22 protein-coding genes are annotated in these 21,941 nt (G+C 71.5%); 9 read left to right on the forward strand and 13 right to left on the reverse strand.

All coding sequences use genetic code 11. From position 1 onward, the window contains the following. Nucleotides 1–104 precede the first annotated feature (104 nt). Nucleotides 105–1,655, forward strand: a complete 1,551-nt coding sequence (locus HDA32_RS24785; protein WP_179645468.1) for a fatty acyl-CoA synthetase — start codon at nucleotides 105–107, stop codon at nucleotides 1,653–1,655. On the opposite strand, the gene HDA32_RS24790 is transcribed toward HDA32_RS24785, so the two are convergent. Next, complete coding sequence (locus HDA32_RS24790; protein ID WP_218882588.1) at nucleotides 1,645–1,809, reverse strand: hypothetical protein; 165 nt, start codon at nucleotides 1,807–1,809, stop codon at nucleotides 1,645–1,647. The genes HDA32_RS24785 and HDA32_RS24790 overlap by 11 nt on opposite strands. Before the next feature lie 88 nt (nucleotides 1,810–1,897). On the opposite strand from HDA32_RS24790, the gene HDA32_RS24795 reads away from it, so the two are divergent. From HDA32_RS24795 to HDA32_RS24825, 7 genes are all read left to right on the forward strand, one after another. Further along, nucleotides 1,898–2,560, forward strand: coding sequence for an SDR family oxidoreductase (locus HDA32_RS24795; protein WP_179645469.1), 663 nt, complete (start codon nucleotides 1,898–1,900; stop codon nucleotides 2,558–2,560). 151 nt (nucleotides 2,561–2,711) lie between these two features. Further along, on the forward strand, nucleotides 2,712–3,233 hold the full coding sequence (locus HDA32_RS24800; protein WP_179645470.1) for a hypothetical protein: 522 nt from the start codon (nucleotides 2,712–2,714) through the stop codon (nucleotides 3,231–3,233). 297 nt (nucleotides 3,234–3,530) lie between these two features. After that, complete coding sequence (locus HDA32_RS24805; RefSeq protein ID WP_344733907.1) at nucleotides 3,531–3,968, forward strand: GNAT family N-acetyltransferase; 438 nt, start codon at nucleotides 3,531–3,533, stop codon at nucleotides 3,966–3,968. A 131-nt stretch (nucleotides 3,969–4,099) separates the two neighbouring features. Further along, the gene (locus HDA32_RS24810) at nucleotides 4,100–4,309 is read left to right on the forward strand and encodes a hypothetical protein (RefSeq protein WP_179645471.1); all 210 of its coding nucleotides are present in this window, start codon (nucleotides 4,100–4,102) and stop codon (nucleotides 4,307–4,309) included. A 189-nt stretch (nucleotides 4,310–4,498) separates the two neighbouring features. After that, a complete protein-coding gene (locus HDA32_RS24815; RefSeq protein ID WP_218882589.1) occupies nucleotides 4,499–5,089 on the forward strand; it encodes a Uma2 family endonuclease in 591 nt (196 codons plus the stop codon). Nucleotides 5,090–5,147: 58 nt separating this feature from the next. After that, the gene (locus tag HDA32_RS24820; RefSeq protein WP_179645473.1) at nucleotides 5,148–5,426 is read left to right on the forward strand and encodes a hypothetical protein; all 279 of its coding nucleotides are present in this window, start codon (nucleotides 5,148–5,150) and stop codon (nucleotides 5,424–5,426) included. Nucleotides 5,427–5,502: 76 nt separating this feature from the next. Next, entirely contained in the window at nucleotides 5,503–6,231 is a 729-nt protein-coding gene (locus HDA32_RS24825) for a hypothetical protein (protein WP_179645474.1), read from the forward strand. Between the two features lie 171 nt (nucleotides 6,232–6,402). Here the strand turns inward: HDA32_RS24825 and msrA are convergent, their stop codons facing one another. Continuing rightward, nucleotides 6,403–7,071, reverse strand: a complete 669-nt coding sequence (gene msrA / locus HDA32_RS24830; RefSeq protein ID WP_179645475.1) for a peptide-methionine (S)-S-oxide reductase MsrA — start codon at nucleotides 7,069–7,071, stop codon at nucleotides 6,403–6,405. 153 nt (nucleotides 7,072–7,224) lie between these two features. Between msrA and rarD the strand changes: the two genes are divergently transcribed. Next, nucleotides 7,225–8,178, forward strand: coding sequence for an EamA family transporter RarD (rarD, locus tag HDA32_RS24835; RefSeq protein WP_179645476.1), 954 nt, complete (start codon nucleotides 7,225–7,227; stop codon nucleotides 8,176–8,178). Nucleotides 8,179–8,193: 15 nt separating this feature from the next. Here rarD and HDA32_RS24840 read toward each other — a convergent pair whose 3' ends face one another. From HDA32_RS24840 to HDA32_RS24890, 11 genes are all read right to left on the reverse strand, one after another. Continuing rightward, nucleotides 8,194–8,592: a PRC-barrel domain-containing protein gene (locus HDA32_RS24840; RefSeq protein ID WP_312863317.1), complete on the reverse strand. Its 399-nt coding sequence runs from the start codon at nucleotides 8,590–8,592 to the stop codon at nucleotides 8,194–8,196. A 210-nt stretch (nucleotides 8,593–8,802) separates the two neighbouring features. After that, the gene (locus HDA32_RS24845; RefSeq protein ID WP_179645477.1) at nucleotides 8,803–9,660 is read right to left on the reverse strand and encodes a PRC and DUF2382 domain-containing protein; all 858 of its coding nucleotides are present in this window, start codon (nucleotides 9,658–9,660) and stop codon (nucleotides 8,803–8,805) included. Nucleotides 9,661–9,880: 220 nt separating this feature from the next. Continuing rightward, nucleotides 9,881–10,885: a polyprenyl synthetase family protein gene (locus tag HDA32_RS24850; protein WP_179645478.1), complete on the reverse strand. Its 1,005-nt coding sequence runs from the start codon at nucleotides 10,883–10,885 to the stop codon at nucleotides 9,881–9,883. Nucleotides 10,886–11,024: 139 nt separating this feature from the next. Beyond that, entirely contained in the window at nucleotides 11,025–12,686 is a 1,662-nt protein-coding gene (nuoN, locus tag HDA32_RS24855) for an NADH-quinone oxidoreductase subunit NuoN (RefSeq protein ID WP_179645479.1), read from the reverse strand. Beyond that, complete coding sequence (locus tag HDA32_RS24860; RefSeq protein WP_179645480.1) at nucleotides 12,683–14,251, reverse strand: NADH-quinone oxidoreductase subunit M; 1,569 nt, start codon at nucleotides 14,249–14,251, stop codon at nucleotides 12,683–12,685. The genes nuoN and HDA32_RS24860 overlap by 4 nt, the downstream gene beginning before the upstream one ends. Before the next feature lie 55 nt (nucleotides 14,252–14,306). Next, entirely contained in the window at nucleotides 14,307–16,259 is a 1,953-nt protein-coding gene (gene nuoL, locus HDA32_RS24865) for an NADH-quinone oxidoreductase subunit L (RefSeq protein ID WP_179646935.1), read from the reverse strand. Nucleotides 16,260–16,309: 50 nt separating this feature from the next. Next, nucleotides 16,310–16,609 (reverse strand): NADH-quinone oxidoreductase subunit NuoK, encoded by a 300-nt coding sequence (nuoK, locus tag HDA32_RS24870; RefSeq protein ID WP_179645481.1) that lies wholly within the window; start codon nucleotides 16,607–16,609, stop codon nucleotides 16,310–16,312. Beyond that, nucleotides 16,597–17,523, reverse strand: coding sequence for an NADH-quinone oxidoreductase subunit J (locus HDA32_RS24875; RefSeq protein ID WP_179645482.1), 927 nt, complete (start codon nucleotides 17,521–17,523; stop codon nucleotides 16,597–16,599). Before HDA32_RS24875 ends, nuoK begins: the two co-directional genes overlap by 13 nt. After that, entirely contained in the window at nucleotides 17,520–18,071 is a 552-nt protein-coding gene (gene nuoI, locus HDA32_RS24880; protein WP_179645483.1) for an NADH-quinone oxidoreductase subunit NuoI, read from the reverse strand. The genes HDA32_RS24875 and nuoI overlap by 4 nt, the downstream gene beginning before the upstream one ends. Then, on the reverse strand, nucleotides 18,064–19,425 hold the full coding sequence (nuoH, locus tag HDA32_RS24885; protein ID WP_179646936.1) for an NADH-quinone oxidoreductase subunit NuoH: 1,362 nt from the start codon (nucleotides 19,423–19,425) through the stop codon (nucleotides 18,064–18,066). The genes nuoI and nuoH overlap by 8 nt, the downstream gene beginning before the upstream one ends. Nucleotides 19,426–19,436: 11 nt before the next feature. Then, nucleotides 19,437–21,923: an NADH-quinone oxidoreductase subunit G gene (locus tag HDA32_RS24890; protein WP_179645484.1), complete on the reverse strand. Its 2,487-nt coding sequence runs from the start codon at nucleotides 21,921–21,923 to the stop codon at nucleotides 19,437–19,439. Nucleotides 21,924–21,941 lie beyond the last annotated feature (18 nt).

Here is a 21,941-nt window from a genome sequence, read left to right on the forward strand (position 1 = left end):
GCACGTCACCGGATCGCTCCTGGCCCATCACGGGGCCGCGCGACTAGGTTGTGATGTGCATCGGGTCACACGCCCGCGTGGCCCGCGACTCAGGGGAGGCGTGCATGGGTGCTGGGGTTCCGGGGGTGGTGACGGCGAGCACCGTCGACGGTGTCGTGCGCAGATCGGCGGGGCGCACTCCGGACCGGACCGCGCTGCGGTTCGGCGACCGCGAGTGGACCTACGCCGAGCTCGACGCGGGCGTGAGCCGGGTCGCGGCGTGGCTGCTGGGATTGGGCCTGGGCAAGGGCGACCGCGTCGCGGCCTACGGGTACAACTCCGACGCGTTCCTGCTGTCCTTCCTCGGCTGCGCCCGCGCCGGGCTGGTACACGTCCCGATCAACTACAACCTGGGCGGCGGCGAGCTGGTCTACCTGCTGGAGCAGTCCGGCAGCACCGTGGTGCTGACCGACCCCAAGCTCGCCGGCAGGGTCGAGGACATCCGCTCCGAGATCCCGGCGCGCGAGGTGCTGGCGCTGCGCGGGGCCCCGGAGTCGGTGCTGGAGGTCGCGCGCGACCCGTCAGCGCCCGACCTGGTGCCGACCGAGGTCACCGACACCGACCTGGTGCAGCTCCTCTACACGTCGGGCACCACCTCCAGGCCCAAGGGCGCGATGATGAGCCACCGGGCGCTGGTGCACGAGTACCTGAGCTGCGTCCAGGCCCTGGACATCACCGGCGCGGACCGCCCGCTGCACGCGCTCCCGCTGTACCACTCCGCGCAGATGCACGTCTTCCTGATGCCGAGCCTGGCGGTGGGCGCCGTCAACGACCTGGTGGAGATTCCCGAGCCGGGCGACCTGCTGCGGCGCATCGAGGCCGACGGCATCACCTCCTTCTTCGCCGCGCCGACGGTGTGGGTGGGGCTGACCAACTCGGCGGAGTTCGCGGCGCGCGACCTGTCGGGGCTGCGCAAGGCCTACTACGGCGCGGCGATCATGCCGGTTCCGGTGCTGCGGCGGATCCAGGAGCGCTACCCCGGCATCGGCTTCTACAACTGCTTCGGCCAGAGCGAGATCGGCCCGCTGGCCACCGTCCTGCGCCCGGAGGAGCACGTGGAGGGCCGGATGGACTCCTGCGGCAGGCCCGCGCTGTTCGTCGAGGCCCGGCTGGTCGACGAGACCGGCGCGGACGTGGGCGTGGGCGAGCCGGGCGAGGTGGTCTACCGCTCCCCGCAGCTCTGCGACGGCTACTGGGACAAGCCGGAGGAGACCGCGGCGGCGTTCCGCGACGGCTGGTTCCACTCCGGCGACATGGCCCGCCGCGACGCCGACGGCTACTTCACCATCGTCGACCGGCTGAAGGACGTCATCAACACCGGCGGCGTGCTGGTGGCCTCCCGGGAGGTCGAGGACGCCCTCTACCTGCACCCCTCGGTGGCCGAGGTCGCCGTGATCGCGCTGCCCGACGACACGTGGGGCGAGGCCGTGACCGCCGTGGCCGTGCTGAAGGGCCCGGCGACGGAGGACGAGCTGATCGGCTTCGTCCGGGAGCGCCTCGCCGGGTTCAAGGTCCCCAAACGGGTGCACCTCGCCGAGGAACTCCCCCGCAACGCCAGCGGCAAGCTCCTCAAGCGCGTCCTCCGCGACGAGTTCACCGAGCGGATCAGGGGATGATCCGGCGCCGGCGGAGATCGCCGAAGACGCCGGTGAACACGGCCTCGGCGTCGACGTACTCGTGGACCCCGAACCGGCGCGCCTCGGAGCCGTCGACGAACATGTCGTAGTCCCAGGAGAAGACGGAGTCGCCGACGTCGTCGTCCCGGCCCACGTCCGCCGCCGGTTCGGCCCGCTCACCGCCCCCCCGACACGGCGGCCGCCGTTGCGAGCGGATCGGAGTGAACGCATAGCCTGCCGGTATGCGTATCGTCATCGCCGGAGGGCACGGCAAGATCGCACTGCGCCTGGAACGACTCCTGGCGGAGCGCGGTGACACGCCCGTGGGCCTCATCCGCAACCCCGACCACGCCGACGACCTGCGCGCCGTCGGCGCCGAGCCCGTGCTGATCGACCTCGAGACGGCCACCGTCACCGAACTGACCGAGAAGGTGATGGGGGCCGACGCGGTGGTCTTCGCCGCGGGGGCCGGGCCGGGCAGCGGGGTCCCGCGCAAGGACACCGTGGACCGCGCCGCCGCCGGGCTGCTCGCCGACGCCGCGTCGCTGGCGGGCGTGCGCCGCTACCTCATGGTGTCGGCCATCAGCGTGGACGACGGGCCCGCGCCCGACGCCGAGCCGGTGTGGGCCGCCTACGTCCGGGCGAAGAAGGCCGCCGACGACGACCTGCGGGAGCGGAGCCTGACGGCGGACTGGACGATCCTGCGTCCGGGCCGCCTCACCGACGAGCCGGGGACCGGCAGGGTCTGGCTCGCCCCCAAGGCCGAGCACGGCGACGTCAGCCGCGAGGACGTCGCCGCGGTGCTGGTGGCGCTGCTGGACTCCCCGGCCACGATCGGCCACGTGCTGGAGCTGGTCGGCGGGAACACGCCGATCGCCGAGGCCGTCGCATCGATCGGAGGATAGAGTTCCCGGGCTCAGGTGGCCCGGACGGGACCATAGGGGGCATCATGGGTGGGAACGCCCGGCGGTGCTCCTCCGCGACCAACGCGGACGAACGGCAACGCCCAATGGGCAGGAAAAAGCGCCGCACAGGGCAGATGGGTACGGTTGACACATGAGCGTCACGCAGGTCGTGAGGGACAGCACCGTCGTCGAGCACGCCAAGGTCGCCGCGCAGCAGAAGCGCAAGATGTTCGTCGTGCAGTTGCGCGTCAACACCTATGACGACGCTTCCAGCAGTGTCCGGCCGGGGCTGACCCGGATTCTCGAAGGCATCGAAGAGGCCGGCTGGCGGCTGGAGCAGACCTCCTACAGCCAGGGCGACAACGGTGAACCGGCGCAGCTCTTCGTCTTCCGGCCCGACTCCCCGGAGTCGGGGCAGTCCGGGCCAGCGGAGGCCAAGCAGGAGCAGCACGACCAGCCTTCCGGGCAGCAGCAGGCCTACCAGTACCCCACCGGGGCGCAGCCGCAGGACCCCTACGCCGGGTACCAGTACCCGACCGGCCAGCAGTACGGCCAGCAGGGGTACCCGCAGCAGCCGGGCTACGGCTACGGGCAGCAGCAGCCGGGCTACGGCCAGCAGCAGTACCCGGGGTACGGCCAGCAGTACCCCGGCTACGGGCAGCAGCAGTGGTAGCCCGATCGTGAGAGCGACGGCTGCGGCCCCCGTGCGATCGCGCGGGGGCCGCAGCCGTGTCCGGGCCGGTTCCGTACCCGCCGCGTGGGCCCCGCGGCCCGCAGGAGGCGCCACCGGGTCACCGGGGACGCGGACGCGGCGCGGTCCGCGGGCGTGCTCGCGCCTCTCCCCGTCCGGCGTTAGGGTCACGGCAGCACGCTCCGATCCGACGGGAGGCACGTTCCGATTCCCGCGCGCACCGTCCCCGCCGGCCCCGTGGTCCGCCCTGCCCGTCCCGATGACGGACCCGTCCTCGCCGTGATCGACCACGACACCTGGTCGTGGCGGGTGGCGCCGGTGCCCCGCTGGCCGGTCGACGCGGTGTTCTTCGACGACGAGGCCGAGGTCGCCGACACCCTCGTCGCCGAGGTCGACGGTGCGGTCGCCGGCTACGTCCAGGTGTCCCGGGCGATGGCGCTGGCGAGCGCGGCGCACGTCCAGGAGGTCAAGGGGCTCGCCGTGGCGCCGAAGGCCCAGGGGCGCGGGGTCGGCCGCGCGCTGCTGGAGGCCGCCCGCGCCGTGGCGGCCGAGCGCGGCGCCCGCAAGCTCACTCTGCGCGTCCTGGCGGGCAACCTCGAGGCCATGGCCCTGTACCGGTCCTTCGGCTTCGAGGTCGAAGGGGTGCTGAAGGAGTACTTCCTCCTGGACGGACGCTACGTCGACGACGTCCTGATGGCCCTCCCCCTCACCCGCTGACCCCGGCGCTCCTCGCCGGGGAACGCGAACGGAGCACATTCACTCCTTACACTCATGGCGATAAAGCAATTACGCTAAGTTACAGGCGGTGGGCGTCGCCCTCCATGAGTCATCTCCCGAAAGGAATCGCGATGAAGCGCATCGCCGCCGTCTCCGGTCTGCTCGCCACCGCGGCCCTCGCCTTCGGGGCGTTCGCCGCCCCGGCGCACGCCGACAACAACGCCGGGGCCCAGAAGGTCACGGTCCCCGTCTGCGCCGACGTGTTCCAGTCGTCGAGCATCGCCCCCGAAGGCTGCTCCACCCTCGACGTCGACAGCGAGAGGGGCCTGGGCGACATCTAGGCCGCCCGGCGCTCGAAGAGCAGCGGGGCTCCGGCCGCCACCGCACCGGAGCCCCGCCCGCGCCCCGCGCTCTCTCCACGTCATCGGGAAACCGCCCTCGCTCCGCCCGGATCCTGTGGATACCCACCTGTAGCGGCCGCGGACCCGTGATACTGGTCCTCATGCGCGATGGGAGGCAGTATGGCTGTTATGAGCATCGGACAGACGGAACCGCAGCACCGGCCGATGACCGTCGACGACCTGCAACGGCTGCCCGACGACGGCGGCCGCTACGAGCTGGTCGACGGGAGGCTTGACGTGTCGCCCGCACCGGTGTCCGTGCACACGCTGATCGAGTCACGGCTGAGCTTCCACCTGACCAACGTGGCTCCTGACGACTTCATGGTCCTGACCGGACCCGGCGTGAACTTCAACGCCGACCGGACCCACCACCGCATCCCCGATGTCGCGGTGATCCGCGCGGAGGACTTCGAGCGCCCCTATCTCACCCGGCCGCCGCTGCTGGCGGTCGAGGTGGTCTCGCCCGAGAGCGTCTTCCGCGACCACCACACCAAGAAGCGCGAGTACGCGGCCTTCGGAATCGGGTCCTACTGGATCATCAATCCCTCGACCGACAAGCCGGGGATCGCGGAGCTGCGGCTCGACAACGGCGAGTACCGTGAGGCCGCCCAGGTCTTCGGCGAGGAGACCTTCGAGACCGACCTCCCCTTCCCCGTCACGCTGGTGCCGCACTGGCTGATCGCCGACGGCGCGTGGAAGTCCGGTATCGCCGGCGGCTGAGACCGTCCGGGTGTTCGTCCGTCCCTTCTCATCGGACTCCGACTGCCGCGTTCGCGGGGTGGAGCGGGATTCCCAGGGCTCGGACCTGCTGTGCCGCCGGCACTGCGCGCACCGCGACAGCCGGCCCCCTGCGCGAACGCGGTCATCGGACATCGGTCAGACGCCGCCCCTTCGATTCCTCGTCCTCGCCGGAGCCTGCGGTGGCGCCGCCGTCACCTACCTCGTCCTGCGCCGCCGACGGCCGGACGGACCGACGGTGCTCGCCGACGTCCCCGACCTGCGGACGGATCCGGATGGTGGTGCCGACACCACCCGAGAGGGCAGTGAGTGGCGCTGATTCGCGCCCGCCGCGTCTCTAGCGTCGTATTCCAGACGGGACCACCCGGGTCCCCGGAGTACGAGGAGACGGCGCCGTGTCACCACGAACACGATCCGCACTCGCCCTCGGCGCGACGACGGCGCTGGCCGACTACGTCCGCGACAACCGGCCGGACCGCGTCTACGCGCCCGGGGAGTTCGTCGCCTACTCCAACTACGGCTACAGCCTGGCCGGACTGATGGTCGAGGAGTTCCCGGCCGAGTTCGCCGGCATCGGGCGGAATCCGGACCTGTCGACCGCCGCGGAGGACTTTCCGCTGGAGCGCTATGCGGGCACCTACACCGCGACCCGGGGCAGCCGCAGCGGTCCCGCCGCGGTGGTGGCCGCGATGGCCCAGATGACGGTCTCCGTCACCGGCGACGCCAGGCTGCGCGTCTCCGGCCCGGTGCTGGGCGGCCAGGTGTGGACGCCGGTGGAGCCGGGCGTGTTCCGCTCCGAGGAGGGCGACCGGCTCGCGTTCGCGGAGCGGGACGGCGAGGTCACCGGCCTCGCGCTGGAAACCGTCGCGTCGCAGAACTACGAGCGGGTCCCGTGGTGCGGCAGCCCCAGCCTGCACCTCCTCGCGGCCGGGGCCTCGCTGCTGATCATGGTGACCGCGCTGGCGTGGCCGGTGACCGCGCTCGTGCGCAGGCTGCGCGACCGGAGCGCGCCCGCGGCCGCCCGCTCGGCCGTCCCCCGCGGCGGTCCGGCCCGGGGCGTCAGGTCCTCGCGGCACCGTGCAGGGGACCGTAGCGGACCTCCCCCGTCCGCGGGTCCGCCGTGAGGAAGGCGTGGGCACCGGCGTTCTCGGGCGTCAGGACAGCCGGTCTGCCGATCGCTTCGGCCGGGAGCCGCAGAAGGTCCGGCCTGAGGCTCCCGTCGGCCTCGAACGCCTCGGCGCACCCGGCCGGGGTGAGGCCGTCCGGCGTCCCTTCCGCCGGCGGGTGCGCCGGGTTCACCCGTCCGTCCGGGCGACCCCGACGGGGCAGGTGGCGCCGGTGCCGCCGACGCCGCAGTAGCCGTTGGGGTTCTTTGCGTCGGAGAGGTACTGCTGGTGGTAGCCCTCGGCGAAGTAGAAGGGCCCCGCGGGAACGATCTCGGTGGTGATGGGGCCGTGGCCCGAGCGGGTCAGCACCGGCTGGAAGGCGTCGCGGGTGGCCTCGGCGGCGGCCCGCTGGGCGTCGTCGTGGTACAGGATCATCGAGCGGTACTGGGTGCCGACGTCGTTGCCCTGGCGCATGCCCTGGGTGGGGTCGTGGCCCTCCCAGAAGACCTTCAGCAGGTCGGTGTAGGAGATCCGCTGCGGGTCGAAGACCACGCGCACCGCTTCGGTGTGGCCGGTGCGGCCGGTGCAGACCTCTTCGTAGGTGGGGTTGGGAGTGTGGCCCCCGGCGTAGCCGACGGCCGTGGTGATGACGCCGTTGTCGGCGCCGAGCCGCCAGAACGTGCGCTCCACGCCCCAGAAGCAGCCCATGCCGAAGTCGGCGATCTCGGCGCCGTCCGGATACGGCGGGGCCAGGGGCGTGCCGAGCACCTCGTGGCGGGTGGGAACCGGCATCGGAGTGTCGCGGCCGGGGAGCGCGTCGGCCCGGCCGACCACCGTCGTCTTCATGTGCCCAAACATGCCTTCAGGCTATCCGGACCGCGAAACGCCGCCCAGTGCCCTGCCGTTTCCCCGCCGCCGTCCCCGCACCGGGGCGCCTCCAGGCGGAGCTAAACAGCAGGGTTAAGCATTATTAATTATTCAACGGGCAATTCTTCCAATAATCTGAAACGCGTGTCCGAGTTGAATCGAGGCACCGTCTACGGTGCCGGCGCGTATCTGCTCTGGGGGCTGCTCCCCCTCTACTGGCCGCTCGTCGCACCGCCGTCGGGGTCGATGGAGATCCTCGCTCATCGGATGATGTGGTCTCTGCTGGCCGTCCTGCTCATCCTCCTGGCCCGACGGCACTGGCGCTGGATGGCCGGCGTCCTGCGCAGCCCGCGCCAACTCCTGCTCCTGGCCGGCGCCGCCATGGTCATCTCGGTGAACTGGGGGGTGTTCATCTTCACCGTCAACGCCGGGCACACCCTGCAGGCCGCGCTCGGCTACTTCATCAACCCGCTGGTGAGCGTGGCGCTCGGCGTCATCGTCTTCTCCGAGCGGCTGCGCAGGGTGCAGTGGGCCGCGGTCGCCCTCGGCGCGCTCGCCGTCGTCGTCCTGGCCTTCGACTACGGCGCCCCGCCGTGGATGGCGCTGGCGATGGCGTTCTCGTTCGCCGCCTACGGCCTGCTGAAGAAGTTCGTCAAGCTGGACGGGCTGGAGAGCCTGACCATCGAGACCATGGTCATGTTCCTGCCGGCCCTGGGCTTCGTGGTCGCGCTGGAGGTCATGGGCACGGGGACGTTCGGCCACGTGTCGGTGCCGCACGCACTGCTGCTGGTCGGATCGGGACTGGTCACCGCGGTTCCGCTGCTGCTGTTCGGCGCCGCGGCGTTCCGCATCCCGCTGAGCATGATCGGACTGCTGCAGTTCATCGCCCCGGTGCTGCAGTTCCTGGTGGCCTGGCTGGTCTTCGGCGAGGAGATGCCGGTGGGCCGCTGGATCGGGTTCGCCGTCGTGTGGGCCGCCCTGGCGCTCTTCGCCTTCGACATGGTGCGCAACGCCCGGCGCGGCGCCCGGCTGCGCGCGGCCGCGGCGGGCGAACCGGTCACCGAGGAGCCGCCCGAGCTCATGGCCGAACGCGGGTAGCGGCGACGGCTCCGCTCACGACGCCTCGGGGCCGTCGTGGGCGGCCGGCCTGGCGTGCCGGCCGCGGATGAAACCGGGCTCCTCCCTCGGCCCGGGCACGGTCGGCCGCAGCCCGTAGTGCCAGTAGACCCGTTCCTCCTCGGCCACCGAGAGGTGCCGCCCCGCGTCGAGGACCGGGCCGTGCCTGATCAGTTCGCCGCGGAACGGCACCTGCAGGCCCTCGTCGGTCGCGCGGGCGCCCTGGAGCGGGACGAAGCGCTCGTTCGCACCGAAGAGGCCGGTGCGGACCGCCACCCACTTGGGGGTGTCGGTCCGGTCGTCGAAGTAGACCTGACCGATCCTGCCGATGCGGTTGCCGTCGCGGTCCAACAGGCGGCGCCCGATCAGCCGCTGCGCTCCCAGCCGTGATGCCACGCTGACGTCCTCTCCCCCGGTTCCCTCCGCCGTCGACGTCCGGGACCGCCGCGCCCGGCGGGCCCGTCCGGTCGGGGGGCTACCCGCGGGCCCGGCCGGGATGCCGCCTTTTGCCCGATCCGCACCGAGAACGGGGCATCCCGTGACCCCGCCGGACGCGAAGAGGGACCGCGCACCGGCACGGCCCCTCCCCCGTCGCTCCGGCGGGCGTCAGCCGATGGGGCCGGGGCCCTTGCGTCCGCCCTTCCCGCGCTCCCCGCCGCGGCCCTCACGTCGGCCTTCGCGCATGCCGTCGTCGCCGTCGACGTCGACGCGCTCCTTCTGCCGCTCGCCGTGCACGCGCTGCTCCTCGGAGACCTCCTCCTTGGTCACCCGCACCTTCTCCACCGGCACGCTCTCCTTGGAGACCACCGGGTGCTCCTCGTGCAGGACGAACTCCTGCTCGGTGTCCTCCATCCGCGGCTCGCCCGCGGCCCTGTCGGCTTCGGTGACGGGCTCGCGGGTGACCCGGAGCTCCTCATGGCTCACCGGGACGTTCTCGTCGAACTCCTCCGCCTCCACGGACTTGTGCAGCCTGGCCCGGCCGCTCTCCTGGCGTTCGACGCCGACGTGGACCTGCTCCTCGGAGCGGATCGCCGAGCCCTCCTCACGACCGGTCTCCGTGCCCGGCCGCGTCCTCCCCTCGGCGGTCGCGGCCTCGCCGCGGGAGTGGCGGCCCACGTCGCCGGAGTCGCCCGGCCGCTGGCCCGGAATCCCCGGCCGCATGCCGAAGTAGCGGTAGACCTCGGTCTCCTCCTCGGCCGAGATGTGCCGGTCGGTGTCGAAGGACGGCGCGTGCTTGATGGTGTCCTTGTCGTAGGGCACCTGGAGGTCGTCCTTGACGGCCCGCGCCCCCTGGAACGGGATGAAGCTCTCGTTGCTCCCCAGCATTCCGGTGCGGACGGTGATCCACTTGGGGGTGTTCGTCTGGTCGTCGAAGTAGACCTGACTGATCTTGCCGACGCTGTTCCCGTCCCCGTCCAGCAGGCGGTGCCCGATCAGCTCCTGTGCTTTCGGCTGCGGTGCCACGGCGAATCACTCTCCCCGAATCGATTGCTCGCCGACGGCGGTTCCACGGGAACGGCCACTATTCGTGACCGTGGAATCACCTGAATCAGCAGATCTACCCGATCGGTCGGGGGCGATGCGGGTTTTGCCCGGTTCATACGAAGATCGGGTGCGTCAGTGACCTGCTGTTATACAACGGGCGGCACTGCGGGCCGCTGCGCGCCGCGGCCCGTTCGGGGACTCAGCCGCTGCGCTCCACCACGTAGTCGCAGAGCGCCTCGAACGCGGCGCGCGCGGGACCGGCCGGGAGCGTGGCGAGTTCGGCGCGGGCGCGGTCGGCCCAGGCGTCGAGGTCGGCGCGGGCCGCGTCCATCGCGGGGTGGGCGCGCAGCAGCCGCAGCGCCTCATCGGTCTCGGCGTCGTCCAAGGGGCGCCCCAGCAGGTCGCGCAGGTGCGCGTGCTCGGGCTCGGCGCCGCGCAGAGCGTGGAACATCGGCAGGGTGAGCACGCCCTCGCGCAGGTCGGTGCCTGGCGTCTTGCCGGACTGGTCGGTCTCGCTGGCGACGTCGAGAATGTCGTCGGAGAGCTGGAACGCCATGCCCAGCGCGTCGCAGGCCCGGGTGATCGTCTCGATGACCTTGGGGTCGGCGCCGCTGAACATCGCGCCGAAGCGGGCCGAGGAGGCGATCAGCGAGGCGGTCTTGTCCGCGATGACCTGGAGGTAGTGCTCCAGCGGGTCGACGCCCTCGCGCGGGCCGGAGGTCTCCAGGATCTGGCCCTGCACGAGGCGGCCGAAGGTCTGGGCCTGCAGCCGGACCGCGTCGGTGCCGAGGTCGGCGAGCATCTCCGATGCGCGGGCGAACACGAAGTCGCCGGTGAGGATCGCGACCGAGTTGCCCCAGCGCTGGTTGGCGCTGAGCTCGCCGCGGCGCAGCTCGGCCTCGTCCATCACGTCGTCGTGGTACAGCGTCGCGACGTGGGTGAGCTCCACCACGGCTGCGGCGGGGGTCAGCTCGGGGGCTTCGGGGTCGCCGAACCGGGCGGCCAGCAGCACCAGCGTGGCCCGGAACCGCTTGCCGCCCGCTGACAGCAGGTGGGTGGCGGCCGCGGTCAGCAGCGGGTCGCTGGCCGCCACCGACTCCCGCAGCCTCTCCTCGACGCGGTCCAGGCCGGCCTGGACCTCCCGGGCGAGGGCCTCGTCGATACCCGGCAGAGCGAGGAAACCGCTCGGGACAGAACCGCTCACCTGAAAGCTCCACGTGTCAGCAGGGCGCGCGATACCCCCATATGGGACGTACCGCGCGCTCTCGGGATGAACACCAACCGCTCTAGAAGTTATCCGACCCGGGGTGAACCGCCAAAGCCGCACACCGGATCGGTCCGGCTCACCGGACGAACATGTCGATCGGGGCCACGCCGGCCTCGGCCTGCCCGGCCGACTCCGTCGGCTGCGGCAGCAGGTGGTCCAGGACCGGACCGGGGAAGACGCCGAGCACGATGGTCGCGGCGGCGCCGATGCCGATGACCGATCCGGTCAGACCGCCGGGCCTGAGCACCCGCGGCCCCTGCTCGGCAGGGTCCGAGAAGAACATCAGCACGATGATCCGGACGTAGAAGAACGCGGTCACCGCGCTGCTCAGCACGCCGACGACGACCAACGGGGTCGCGCCCGCGGCCACGGCCGCCTCGAACACCGCGAACTTGCCGATGAAGCCGCTGGTCAGCGGGATACCGGCGAAGGCGAGCAGAAACAGCGCGAGCGCCCCCGCCAGGAGGGGCGAGGTCCGCCCCAGACCGGCCCACTGCGACAGCTCCCCCGCCTCGGCGCCGCCCTCGTGGGTGCGCACCAGGGTGACGACCGCGAACGCGCCGATCGTGGTGAACCCGTAGGCCGCGAGGTAGAACATCGCCCCGGCCAGGCCCTCGGGGCTGGCCGCCACCACGGCGGTCAGGATGAATCCGGCGTGCACCACCGAGGAGTAGGCGAGCAGCCGCTTGATGTCGCGCTGCGTCACGGCGATGACCGCGGCGACCACCATCGTCAGGACGGCCACGACCCACATCATCGGCCGCCAGTCCCACACCGCCCCGCCGAAGGCCACGTAGAACACCCGCAGCAGCGCGCCGAACGCCGCGACCAGGGTGCACGAGGCCATCAGCGCCGTGATCGGGGTGGGCGCGCCCTGGTAGACGTCGGGCTTCCAGTTGTGGAACGGCACGGCGCCGACCTTGAAGAGCAGCCCCACGCCGACCATCGCGATGCCGAGCAGCAGCAGCGGCTCGCCGTTCTCGACCACGCCCGCGCCGTTGCCGCCGACCGCCTCGAAGATCGCGCCGAACTGCACCGAGCCGGCGTAGCCGTAGATCATCGCGATGCCGAACAGGAAGAACGCCGAGGAGAACGCGCCGAGCAGGAAGTACTTGACCGCGGCCTCCTGGGAGAACAGCCGGCGCCGCCGCGCCAGCCCGCACAGCAGGTACAGCGGCAGGCTCATCACCTCGAGGGCGATGAACATGGTGAGGAAGTCGTTGGCCGCCGGGAACAACTGCATGCCCAGCACCGCGAACATCACCAGCGGGTAGACCTCGGTGTGCTGCGAGCCCGCGATGACGTGCTCGCGCTCCTCCTCGCTGCCGGGGACCGCCGCGGCCTGCGCGGCGAACGCGCTCTCGTTCTGCCGGTTCTCGGCGATGAGCAGCAGGCTGATGAACGCCAGCACCAGGATCGTGCCCTGGATGAACAGGGTGGGCCGGTCGACGGCCACGGTCGCGAACGCCACGCCCACGCCCGCCCCGCCGGTGGGCAGCAGGCCCACCTGGGCCACGGTCAGCACGAACGCCGCGCCCACGCCGACCAGCGCCAGCGCGAGCTGGACCGCCCGCCGGCGGGGGCGCGGCACGAACGCCTCGACCAGCACCCCGAGGACGCCCGCGGCGAAGACCGCGATCATCGGGGAGAGCAGCCCGTAGTCGAGGTCGGGCGCCTGCTCGACGGGGGCGGATGCGGCGAGCGGCGCCACGAGCGCCGGGAGGCTCAGGGGACTCACTCGCTCGCTCCTTCCTGGCCGTGGGCGGCCTGGTCAACGGCGTCGATCTCCGGGGCGGGATCGGTCGCCTCGATCTGCTGCATGGTCTGCTCCACCGCCGGGTTGATGACGTCCAGCAGCGGCTTGGGGTAGACCCCGAAGACGACGATGAGCGCGATGAGCGGGGCCACCGCCCACATCTCGCGTCCGGACAGATCGCGCAGCCGGGACAGCGCCTCGGGGAGCGGGCCGGTCATGGTGCGCTGGTACATCCACAGGATGTAGAGCGCGGCGAGCACCACCCCGGCGGTGGCGATGATCGCGGGGACCGGGTGGAAGGCGAACGCGCCGATGAACACCAGGAACTCGCTGACGAACGGGGACAGCCCCGGCAGCGCGAGGCTGGACAGCCCCGCCACCAGGAACGTCCCTGCGAGCAGCGGCGCGACCTTCTGCACGCCCTGGTAGTCCGAGATCGCCGCGGAGTTGTTGCGGGCGATCAGGAATCCGGCGATGAGGAACAGCGCTCCGGTGGAGAACCCGTGGTTGACCATGTAGAGCGCCGCGCCGGACTGGCCCGGCGTGGTCATCGCGAAGATGCCCAGGGTGATGAAGCCGAAGTGCGACACCGAGGTGTAGGCGATGAGCCGCAGCATGTCGCTCTGCCCGATCGCCACGACCGCGCCGTAGACGATGCTGACCAGGCTGAGCACCACCACCGGCCAGACGAAGAACCGGCCGGCGTCGGGGAACAGCTCCAGGCAGTAGCGCAGCATGCCGTAGGTGCCGACCTTGTCCAGCACGCCGACCAGCAGCACCGCCGTGCCCGGCCGGGAGCTGCCGGCCGCCGACGGCAGCCAGGTGTGCACCGGCCACATCGGGGCCTTGATCGCGAAGGCGACGAAGAACCCGAGGAAGAGCCAGCGGGCCGTGGCCGGGTCCAGGCCGGCGAGCAGCCCCTCGGAGCCGGCCAGGTCGGCCCACAGGAACGTGCCCTGGCCGGCCCGGGCGCTCAGCGTGTAGACGCCGATCACCGCGACCAGCATCAGCAGGCCGCCGAAGAGGCTGTAGAGCAGGAACTTCACCGAGGCGCGGCGCCGCTCCTCACCCCGCCCGTAGCGCCCGATCATGAAGTAGACCGGGATCAGCATGGCCTCGAAGAAGACGTAGAACAGGAAGACGTCGGTGGCCGCGAAGACCCCGATCATCATCGCCTCGAGGACCAGGATGAGGGCGAAGTAGCCCGTGCCGCGGTCCGGCGCCGCGTCGTTCTCCTTCCACGCGGCCAGCACCACCAGCGGCACCAGTACCGCCGACAGCGCGATCAGCACCAGCGCGATGCCGTCCACGCCGACCGCGTAGTGCACGCCGAAGCGCGGGATCCACGGGTGGGTCTCGGTGAACTGGAAGCGCGGACCCGACGGGTCGAAGTTCAGCGCCATCGCGACGACCAGCACGAGCGTGGCCAGGGTGACGCCCAGCGCCGCCCGCTTGGCGGTCTCGGCCCTGTCACGGGGCAGCAGCGCCACGCCCAGCCCGCCGAGCGCGGGCAGCGCGATGGCCAGTGTCAGCCAGGGGATGGTCATTTAATTCCTCACCTGCCGGTCAGGGGTTTCTCGCCGGATTGCCTGATGACGGTCGCTAAGCAATACCGACCCCCAGCATGGTGGCGACCACGACGGTGGCGCCGAAGAGCATCGTCAGCGCGTAGGTGCGGGCGAAGCCGGTCTGCGTCCGGCGCAGCCCCTCGGAGCTCTCCCGCACGCTCGCCGCGATCCGGTTGACCAGGCCGTCGACCACCGTGGTGTCGAAGGCGACGGCGGCCTTGGTCAGGGCCTGGCCGGGCCGCATGAACAGGCTCTCGTTGACGGCGTTGCCGTAGAGCTCGTTGCTCGCCGCCACGGTGACGGGGTTGCCCCGGGGGGCGGTGCGCGGCACCTTCACCCGGCCGTAGCGCAGCCAGGCGTAGCCGACGCCGGCGACCATCAGCCCGAGGGCGGCGATGCTGGACCAGCTCGTCAGCATGTGCGCGAGGCTGAACTCGTGGCCTTCCTCGGCGCCGACGACGGGTTCGAGGAAGTGCGCGAACCGGTAGCCGAACACCAGGATCGCGCCGAGCCCCACCGAGCCGACCGCCAGCACGACCATCGGGACCGTCATGGAGGCCGGGGACTCGTGCGGGTGCGCCGCGTCGTCCCAGCGCTTCTCGCCGAAGAACGTCATGAACATCATCCGGGACATGTAGAACGCGGTCAGCCCCGCGCCCAGCAGCGCGGCCCAGCCCAGGATCTGGCCGGTCACGCCGCCCGAGGCGAACGCGGCCTCGATGATGCCCTCCTTGGTCCACCAGCCCGAGAGGAAGGGGAACCCGATGATGGCGAGGTAGCCGAGGCCGAACGTCGCGTAGGTGATCGGCATGGCCTTGCGCAGCGCGCCGTACTTGCGCATGTCGACCTCGTCGTTCATGCCGTGCATGACCGACCCGGCGCCGAGGAACAGTCCGGCCTTGAAGAAGCCGTGCGTGACGAGGTGGGCGATGGCCGCCGCGTAGCCGATCGGGCCCAGGCCCGCGGCCAGCGTCATGTAGCCGATCTGACTCATGGTCGAACCGGCCAGCGCCTTCTTGATGTCGTCCTTGGCGCAGCCGATGATCGCACCGGCGAGCAGCGTGGCCGCGCCGACGATCGTGACGACGAGCTGGGCGGTGGGCGCCAGCTCGAAGATCGGGCCGGAGCGCACGATGAGGTAGACGCCGGCCGTGACCATGGTGGCCGCGTGGATCAGCGCCGAGACCGGGGTCGGGCCCTCCATCGCGTCCAGGAGCCACGCCTGCAGCGGAAGCTGCGCGGACTTGCCGCACGCGCCGAGCAGGAGCAGCAGGCCCACCGCGGTCATGACCGGGCTGCCGGCCTGGTCGGAGGCGTTGAACACCGGGTTGAAGGCGACCGTGCCGAACGTGGTGAACAGCAGCATGATCGCGATCAGCAGGCCGATGTCGCCGACCCGGTTGATCAGGAACGCCTTCTTGGCCGCGACCGCCGCCGACGACTTGTGCTGCCAGAATCCGATGAGCAGGTAGGACGCGAGACCCACGCCCTCCCAGCCCAGGAACAGCAGCGCGTAGTTGTCGGCGAGGACCAGCACCAGCATGGCGGCCACGAACAGGTTCAGGTAGGCGAAGAAGCGCCGCCTGTTCTCGTCGTGCGCCATGTAGCCCACCGAGTAGATGTGGATCAGTGAGCCCACACCGGTGATGAGCAGCGCGAAGGTGATCGACAGCGGGTCCAGCAGCAGGCTGACGTCGGCCCGGAAGTCACCGGCGGCGATCCACTCGTAGACCGGCACCGAGCGGCTGCGCTCCTCGGGGGCGTACCCCAGCAGCCGGACGAGGGCGAGCACGGCCCAGGCGAAGCTCGCCAGCGACATCGCCACGGCGAGCCAGTGGCCCCACGCGTCGGTGCGTCTGCCGCCCAGCAGCAGGATCGCGGCCCCGGCGAGCGGGAGCGCGATCAGCAGCCAGGCGTAGGAGTGGATCGCCCCGTCGGCGGCCGCGGTGACCGCGTGCGCCTCGGCGGCGAGGTGCCCCGGAGACATCGGGGGCACGCCTGCCATAGAAGACATGAAAGACACTGCCACGCCGCCCTCTAATGCTTCAGCAGGTTGGCGTCATCCACCGACGCCGACCTGCGGGTCCGGAAGATCTGCATGATGATCGCCAGGCCCACGACGACCTCCGCGGCGGCGACCACCATCACGAAGAAGGCGATGACCTGGCCCTCGATGCCGCCGTGCATCCGTGCGAAGGCGACGAACGCGAGGTTGCACGCGTTGAGCATCAGCTCCACGCACATGAAGACGATGATCGCGTTGCGCCGCACCAGGACGCCGACGGCGCCGATGCTGAACAGGATCGCCGCGAGGACGATGTAGTTCATCGGGTCCATGAGCGGTCCGCCTCCCGTCCGCCGTTCTCACCGTCGTCGTCGCCGTTGTCGCCGGGAGCGCCGTCGTCACCGGCCTCGTGCCCCTCCTTGGACCACGCCGAGTCCGACGCGCCTCCGGGGACCGCGCCCGTGCCCAGTCGGATGTCCCTGGGGACCTGCGACTGGTCCCGCGGGTCGCGCGCCGCGAGCACCGGGTTGAGCGACAGCTCCGAGACCGACCCGTCGGGCAGCAGCGCCGGCATGTCGATCGCGTTGTGCCGCGCGTAGGTGCCGGGGCCGGGCAGCGGCGTGGGGTGGTCGCCGCGGATGCGCTCCTTGGACATCTCCTTCTGGGTGCGCTTGCGCCGGACGCGCTCGGTGTGCGCCATCACCAGCCCGCCGAGGACGGCGGTGATGAGCAGCGCGCCGGTGGCCTCGAAGGCGATGATGTAGCGGTAGATGATCTCGCCGGCGATCCACGGGATGCTGCCGCCCGCCGCGGCGACCCCCGCGTCCAGGCCGACCGGGTCGGCCAGCGTGATGCGGGTCATGCCGGTGGCCACGGCGCCGAGGAAGCAGATGGCGACGACGGCGGCGAGCAGCCGCTGCCCCTTGATCGTCTCGACGAGGGAGTCCGACGAGGTGACGCCCACGAGCATGAGGACGAACAGGAACAGCATCAGCACCGCGCCGGTGTAGACGACGATCTGGACGACCATCAGAAACGGCGCCTGGTTGATGCCGTAGAAGACCGCCAGGCCGATCATGACGACGGCCATCATCAGCGCGGAGTACACGGCCTTGCGGCTGAACACCACGCCGAGCGCGGCGAGCACCACGATGGTGCCGATGATCCAGAAGGCCGCGCTCTCCCCACCGGAGATGGGGGCCGCCGCGGGCGCGGTCTGGAGTGGTTGGAGGGCGGTCGCGGTCACTGAGCGGCCTCGCTCTTCTGCTCCCCGGACCCGGAGGCGGGCGCGCCGTCGCGGCCCATCCTGTAGTAGTCCTCCTCGGTCTCGCCGAGCCGCATCGGGTGCGGCGGCGCCTCCATGGCCTCCTGCAGCGGCGCGAGCAGCTGCTCCTTGGTCCAGATGAGGCTCTCGCGGTTGTCGTCGGCGAGCTCGTACTCGTTGGTCATCGTCAGCGCGCGGGTCGGGCACGCCTCGACGCACAGCCCGCACAGGATGCAGCGCAGGTAGTTGATCTGGTAGACGCGGCCGTAGCGCTCACCCGGGGAGAAGCGCTCCTCCTCGGTGTTGTCGCCGCCCTCGACGTAGATGGCGTCGGCGGGGCAGGCCCAGGCGCACAGCTCGCACCCGATGCACTTCTCCAGGCCGTCGGGCCAGCGGTTGAGCTGGTGACGCCCGTGGAAGCGCGGCATCGTGGGCGGCTTCACCTCGGGATACTCGATCGTCGGCACCTTCTTGAACATGGTGTGGAAGGTGACGCCGAACCCTTTGACGGGGTTGAGCCAATCAAGCACCGGTAACCTCCTCCCGCTTGCCGGTCGCGGCCGGTGGGGTCGTACGGGGTTCCTCCGCCGCCACGCTGCTGCCGTAGTGCGGAGCGTTCATGGGTGGCACGGGGAAACCGCCGTGCATCGGGTCCTCGCGCATCGCTTGGACCTCCTTGGCGTTCTCTTCGGCCTCCTCGGACCGCCTGCGCTCGGCCGCCCTGCCCCACGCGAGGAACGCCGCCAGGATCGCCACGAAGAACACCGCGACGACGGTGCCGGTGACGACCGGGGAGTAGCCCTCGTTGCGCAGCACCCGCAGGACCGCGACCGCGGTGATCCAGACGAGCTGCACGGGGATGAGGATCTTCCAGCCGAGCTGCATGAGCTGGTCGTAGCGGACCCGGGGCAGCGATCCGCGCAACCAGATGAACATGAACATGACGGCCATGAACTTGAGCAGCCACCACAGCGCGGGCCACCAGGCCTCGTTGGCGCCGGCCCAGAACATGGTGATGGGCGGCGGCGCGTGGTAGCCGCCGAGGAAGAGCGTGACCGACAGCGCCGCGACGGTGACCATGTTGACGTACTCGGCGAGGAAGAACATCGTGAACTTCATCGAGGAGTACTCGGTCATGAAGCCGCCGACGAGTTCGCCCTCGCCCTCGGCGAGGTCGAAGGGCAGCCGGTTGGTCTCGCCCACCATCGTGATCAGGTAGATCACGAACGACGGGAACAGCACGATCGCGAACCAGACGGGCTGCTGGGCCTCGACGATGCCCGAGGTGCTCAACGTCCCGGAGTAGATGAACACCGCCACGAACGACAGGCCCATCGCGATCTCGTAGCTGATCACCTGCGCCGACGCGCGCAGCCCGCCGAGCAGCGGGTACGGGGAGCGCGACGACCACCCGGCGAGCACGATGCCGTAGACGCCGATCGACGCGGTGGCCAGGACCAGCAGCACCGCGACCGGCAGGTCGGTCAACTGCAGCCGGGTCTGCACCCCGAACATCGACACCTCGGGTCCGATCGGGATCACCGCGAACGCGATGAACGCCGGGATCGCCGAGACCATGGGCGCCGCGATGTAGACGACCTTGTCGACGCTGCGCGGGATGAGGTCTTCCTTCAGCGACAGCTTCACGCCGTCGGCCAGCGACTGCAGCAGGCCCCAGGGGCCGAACCGGTTGGGGCCGTGGCGCTGCTGCATCCGGCCCATGATCTTGCGATCCGCCATGATCATCATCAGCACGCAGAGCATGAGGAAGACGAAGATCGCGACGGCCTTGATCAGGATGATCCACCACGGGTCGGAGCCGAACGCCTCCAGTCCCGGTTCGGCCGCCAGGGACACCCCGTCCCCGACGGTCAGGGGCGTCAGCGGAATGGACATCACTCTTCGCTCCCAGTACTCGTTGCGGCGCCGACCGCGGCGGACTCGGGCGCCAGGGCCACGACCGCCCCGGCCCCGACGCCGAGGTCCCGCCGTACGGCGCAGTCATGGGCGTTGGCGGGCAGCCACACCACGCGGTCCGGCATCTCGGTGACGACGGCCGGCACCCGCACCGATCCGCGGTCGCCGGTGATCCGCAGGCCCCCGCCATCGGCGAGCCCGATCTCGGCGGCCGTCGCCGCGGAGATCCGGGCGACGGCGGGCCGCGCGGTCCCGGCGAGGTAGGGCTCGCCGTCCTCCATCCGGCCCCGGCCCAGGAGCTGGCTCCAGGTGGCCAGCACGGCCTGCCCCGGCTCCGGCGCGGCGGCGGGCGCGGGCCGGCTGAGCGGGTCGGGGACCCGGGCTCCGCTCCAGGTGCCGAGCTCGCCGAGCTCGCGGCGGGCCGCCGCGGCGTCGGGCAGCCCGAGGTGCACGTCCATCTCGTCGGCGATCGCGGCGAGCACGCGCAGGTCGGAGAGGACGCCGGGCACCTTCAGCGCGTCGCCGAACGGCTTGCCGCGGCCCTCCCAGTTGACGAACGTCCCGGACTTCTCGGCGACCGCGGCCACGGGGAGCACGACGTCGGCGCGGTCGGTGACGTCGCTGGCCCGCAGCTCCAGGCTGACGATGAACGGGACCCGCGCCAATGCGGCGCGGGCGCCGTCGGGGTCGGGCAGGTCGTCGAGCTCGACGCCCGCGACGAGTAGCGCGTCCAGCTCACCGGCGGCGGCCGCGGCCAGGATCGCCGCGCTGTCGCGGCCCTCCTCGGCCGGCAGGTCGCCGACCGACCAGAGCCGGGCCACCTCGGCGCGGGCCGTCGCGTCGGTGACGGGACGGCCGGCCGGCAGCAGGTTGGGCAACGCGCCCGCCTCGACGGCGCCGCGCTCCCCCGCCCTGCGCGGGACCCAGGCCGTCCGGGCGCCGGTGCGGTCGGCCAACCGCGCCACCGACGACAGCGCGCCGGGGATCTCGGCGAGCCGCTCACCGGCGAGGATGATCGCCCCGGAGGCCCGCAGCGCCTCCATCGCACCGGGCTCGACCTCGCCCAGCTCGTTGAGGACCTCCGGCTCCCGCCCCGGCGCGGCCGGGACGAGGGTGCCGTTGACCTTGGCCAGGCCGCGGCTGGCGTGCGGGGCCAGCGAGTAGACCTTCAGTCCGTTCTTGCGGGCCGCCTTGCGCAGCCGCAGGAAGATGATCGGGACCTCGTCCTCGGGCTCGACGCCGGCCAGCAGGACCGCGGGGGCCCGCTCCAGGTCGGCGTAGGTGACGTCGATCCCGGTGCCCGCGACCCGCGCGGCCAGGAACTCGGCCTCCTCGGCGGTGTGCGCGCGGGCCCGCATGTCGACGTCGTTGGTGCGCAGCGCGACCCTGGCGAACTTCGCGTAGGCGTAGGAATCCTCCAGGGTGAGCCGACCGCCGGTGAGGACGCCGACGCGGCCGGTGCGGCCCGCGCGGGCGAGCCCCCGGGCCGCGACGCTCAGCGCCTCGGGCCACGACGCGGTCTCCAGCGCGCGGCTCTCGTCGTCGCGGACCAGCGGGTGGGTGAGCCGGTCGGGCTGCGTGGCGTAGGTGAACGCCCAGCGGCCCTTGTCGCAGTTCCACTCCTCGTTGACCTGCGGGTCGTCGCCGGCGAGCCGCCGGGTGACCTTGCCGCGCCGGTGGTCGGTGCGCAGGCTGCATCCGGCCGAGCAGTGCTCGCACACGCTCGGGGTGGACACGAGGTCGAACGGGCGGGACCGGAACCGGTAGGCGGCGCCGGTCAGCGCGCCCACCGGGCAGATCTGCACGGTGTTGCCGGAGAAGTAGGACTGGAAGGGCTGGCCTTCGGCGATGCCGACCTGCTCCTCGGCCCCGCGCTCCAGCAGCTCGATGAACGGGTCGCCGGCGATCTGCGCGGAGAAGCGGGTGCAGCGCGCGCACTGGATGCAGCGCTCGCGGTCCAGCAGCACCTGCGTCGACAGCGCGATCGGCTTGGGGAAGGTCCGCTTGGTCTCGGCGAAGCGGGTCTCGCCCTGCCCGGTGGACATCGCCTGGTTCTGCAGCGGGCACTCGCCGCCCTTGTCGCAGACCGGGCAGTCCAGCGGGTGGTTGATGAGCAGGAACTCCATCATCCCGCGCTGCGCCTTCTCGGCCACCGGGGAGGTCAGTTGGGTCTTGACGACCATGCCCTCCATGACGGTGGTGGTGCAGGACGCCTGCGGCTTGGGCATCGCCCGCCCGTTGCCGGCGTCGGGGACCTCCACCAGGCACTGCCGGCACGCGCCGACCGGGTCGAGCAGCGGGTGGTCGCAGAACCGGGGGATCTGGATGCCCAGGAGCTCGGCGGCGCGGATGATCAGGGTGCCCTTGGGGACCTTGACCTCGAATCCGTCGATGGTGACGGTGATGAGGTCCTCCGGCGGCACCGCAGGGGTCCCGCCCGAGGTCGTGTTGGTCGTGACGGTCATCGCGCTCCTCCCCACACC

Origin of the sequence: Spinactinospora alkalitolerans (assembly GCF_013408795.1) — a bacterium.
In the GTDB taxonomy this organism is placed as follows: Bacteria; Actinomycetota; Actinomycetes; order Streptosporangiales; family Streptosporangiaceae; genus Spinactinospora; species Spinactinospora alkalitolerans.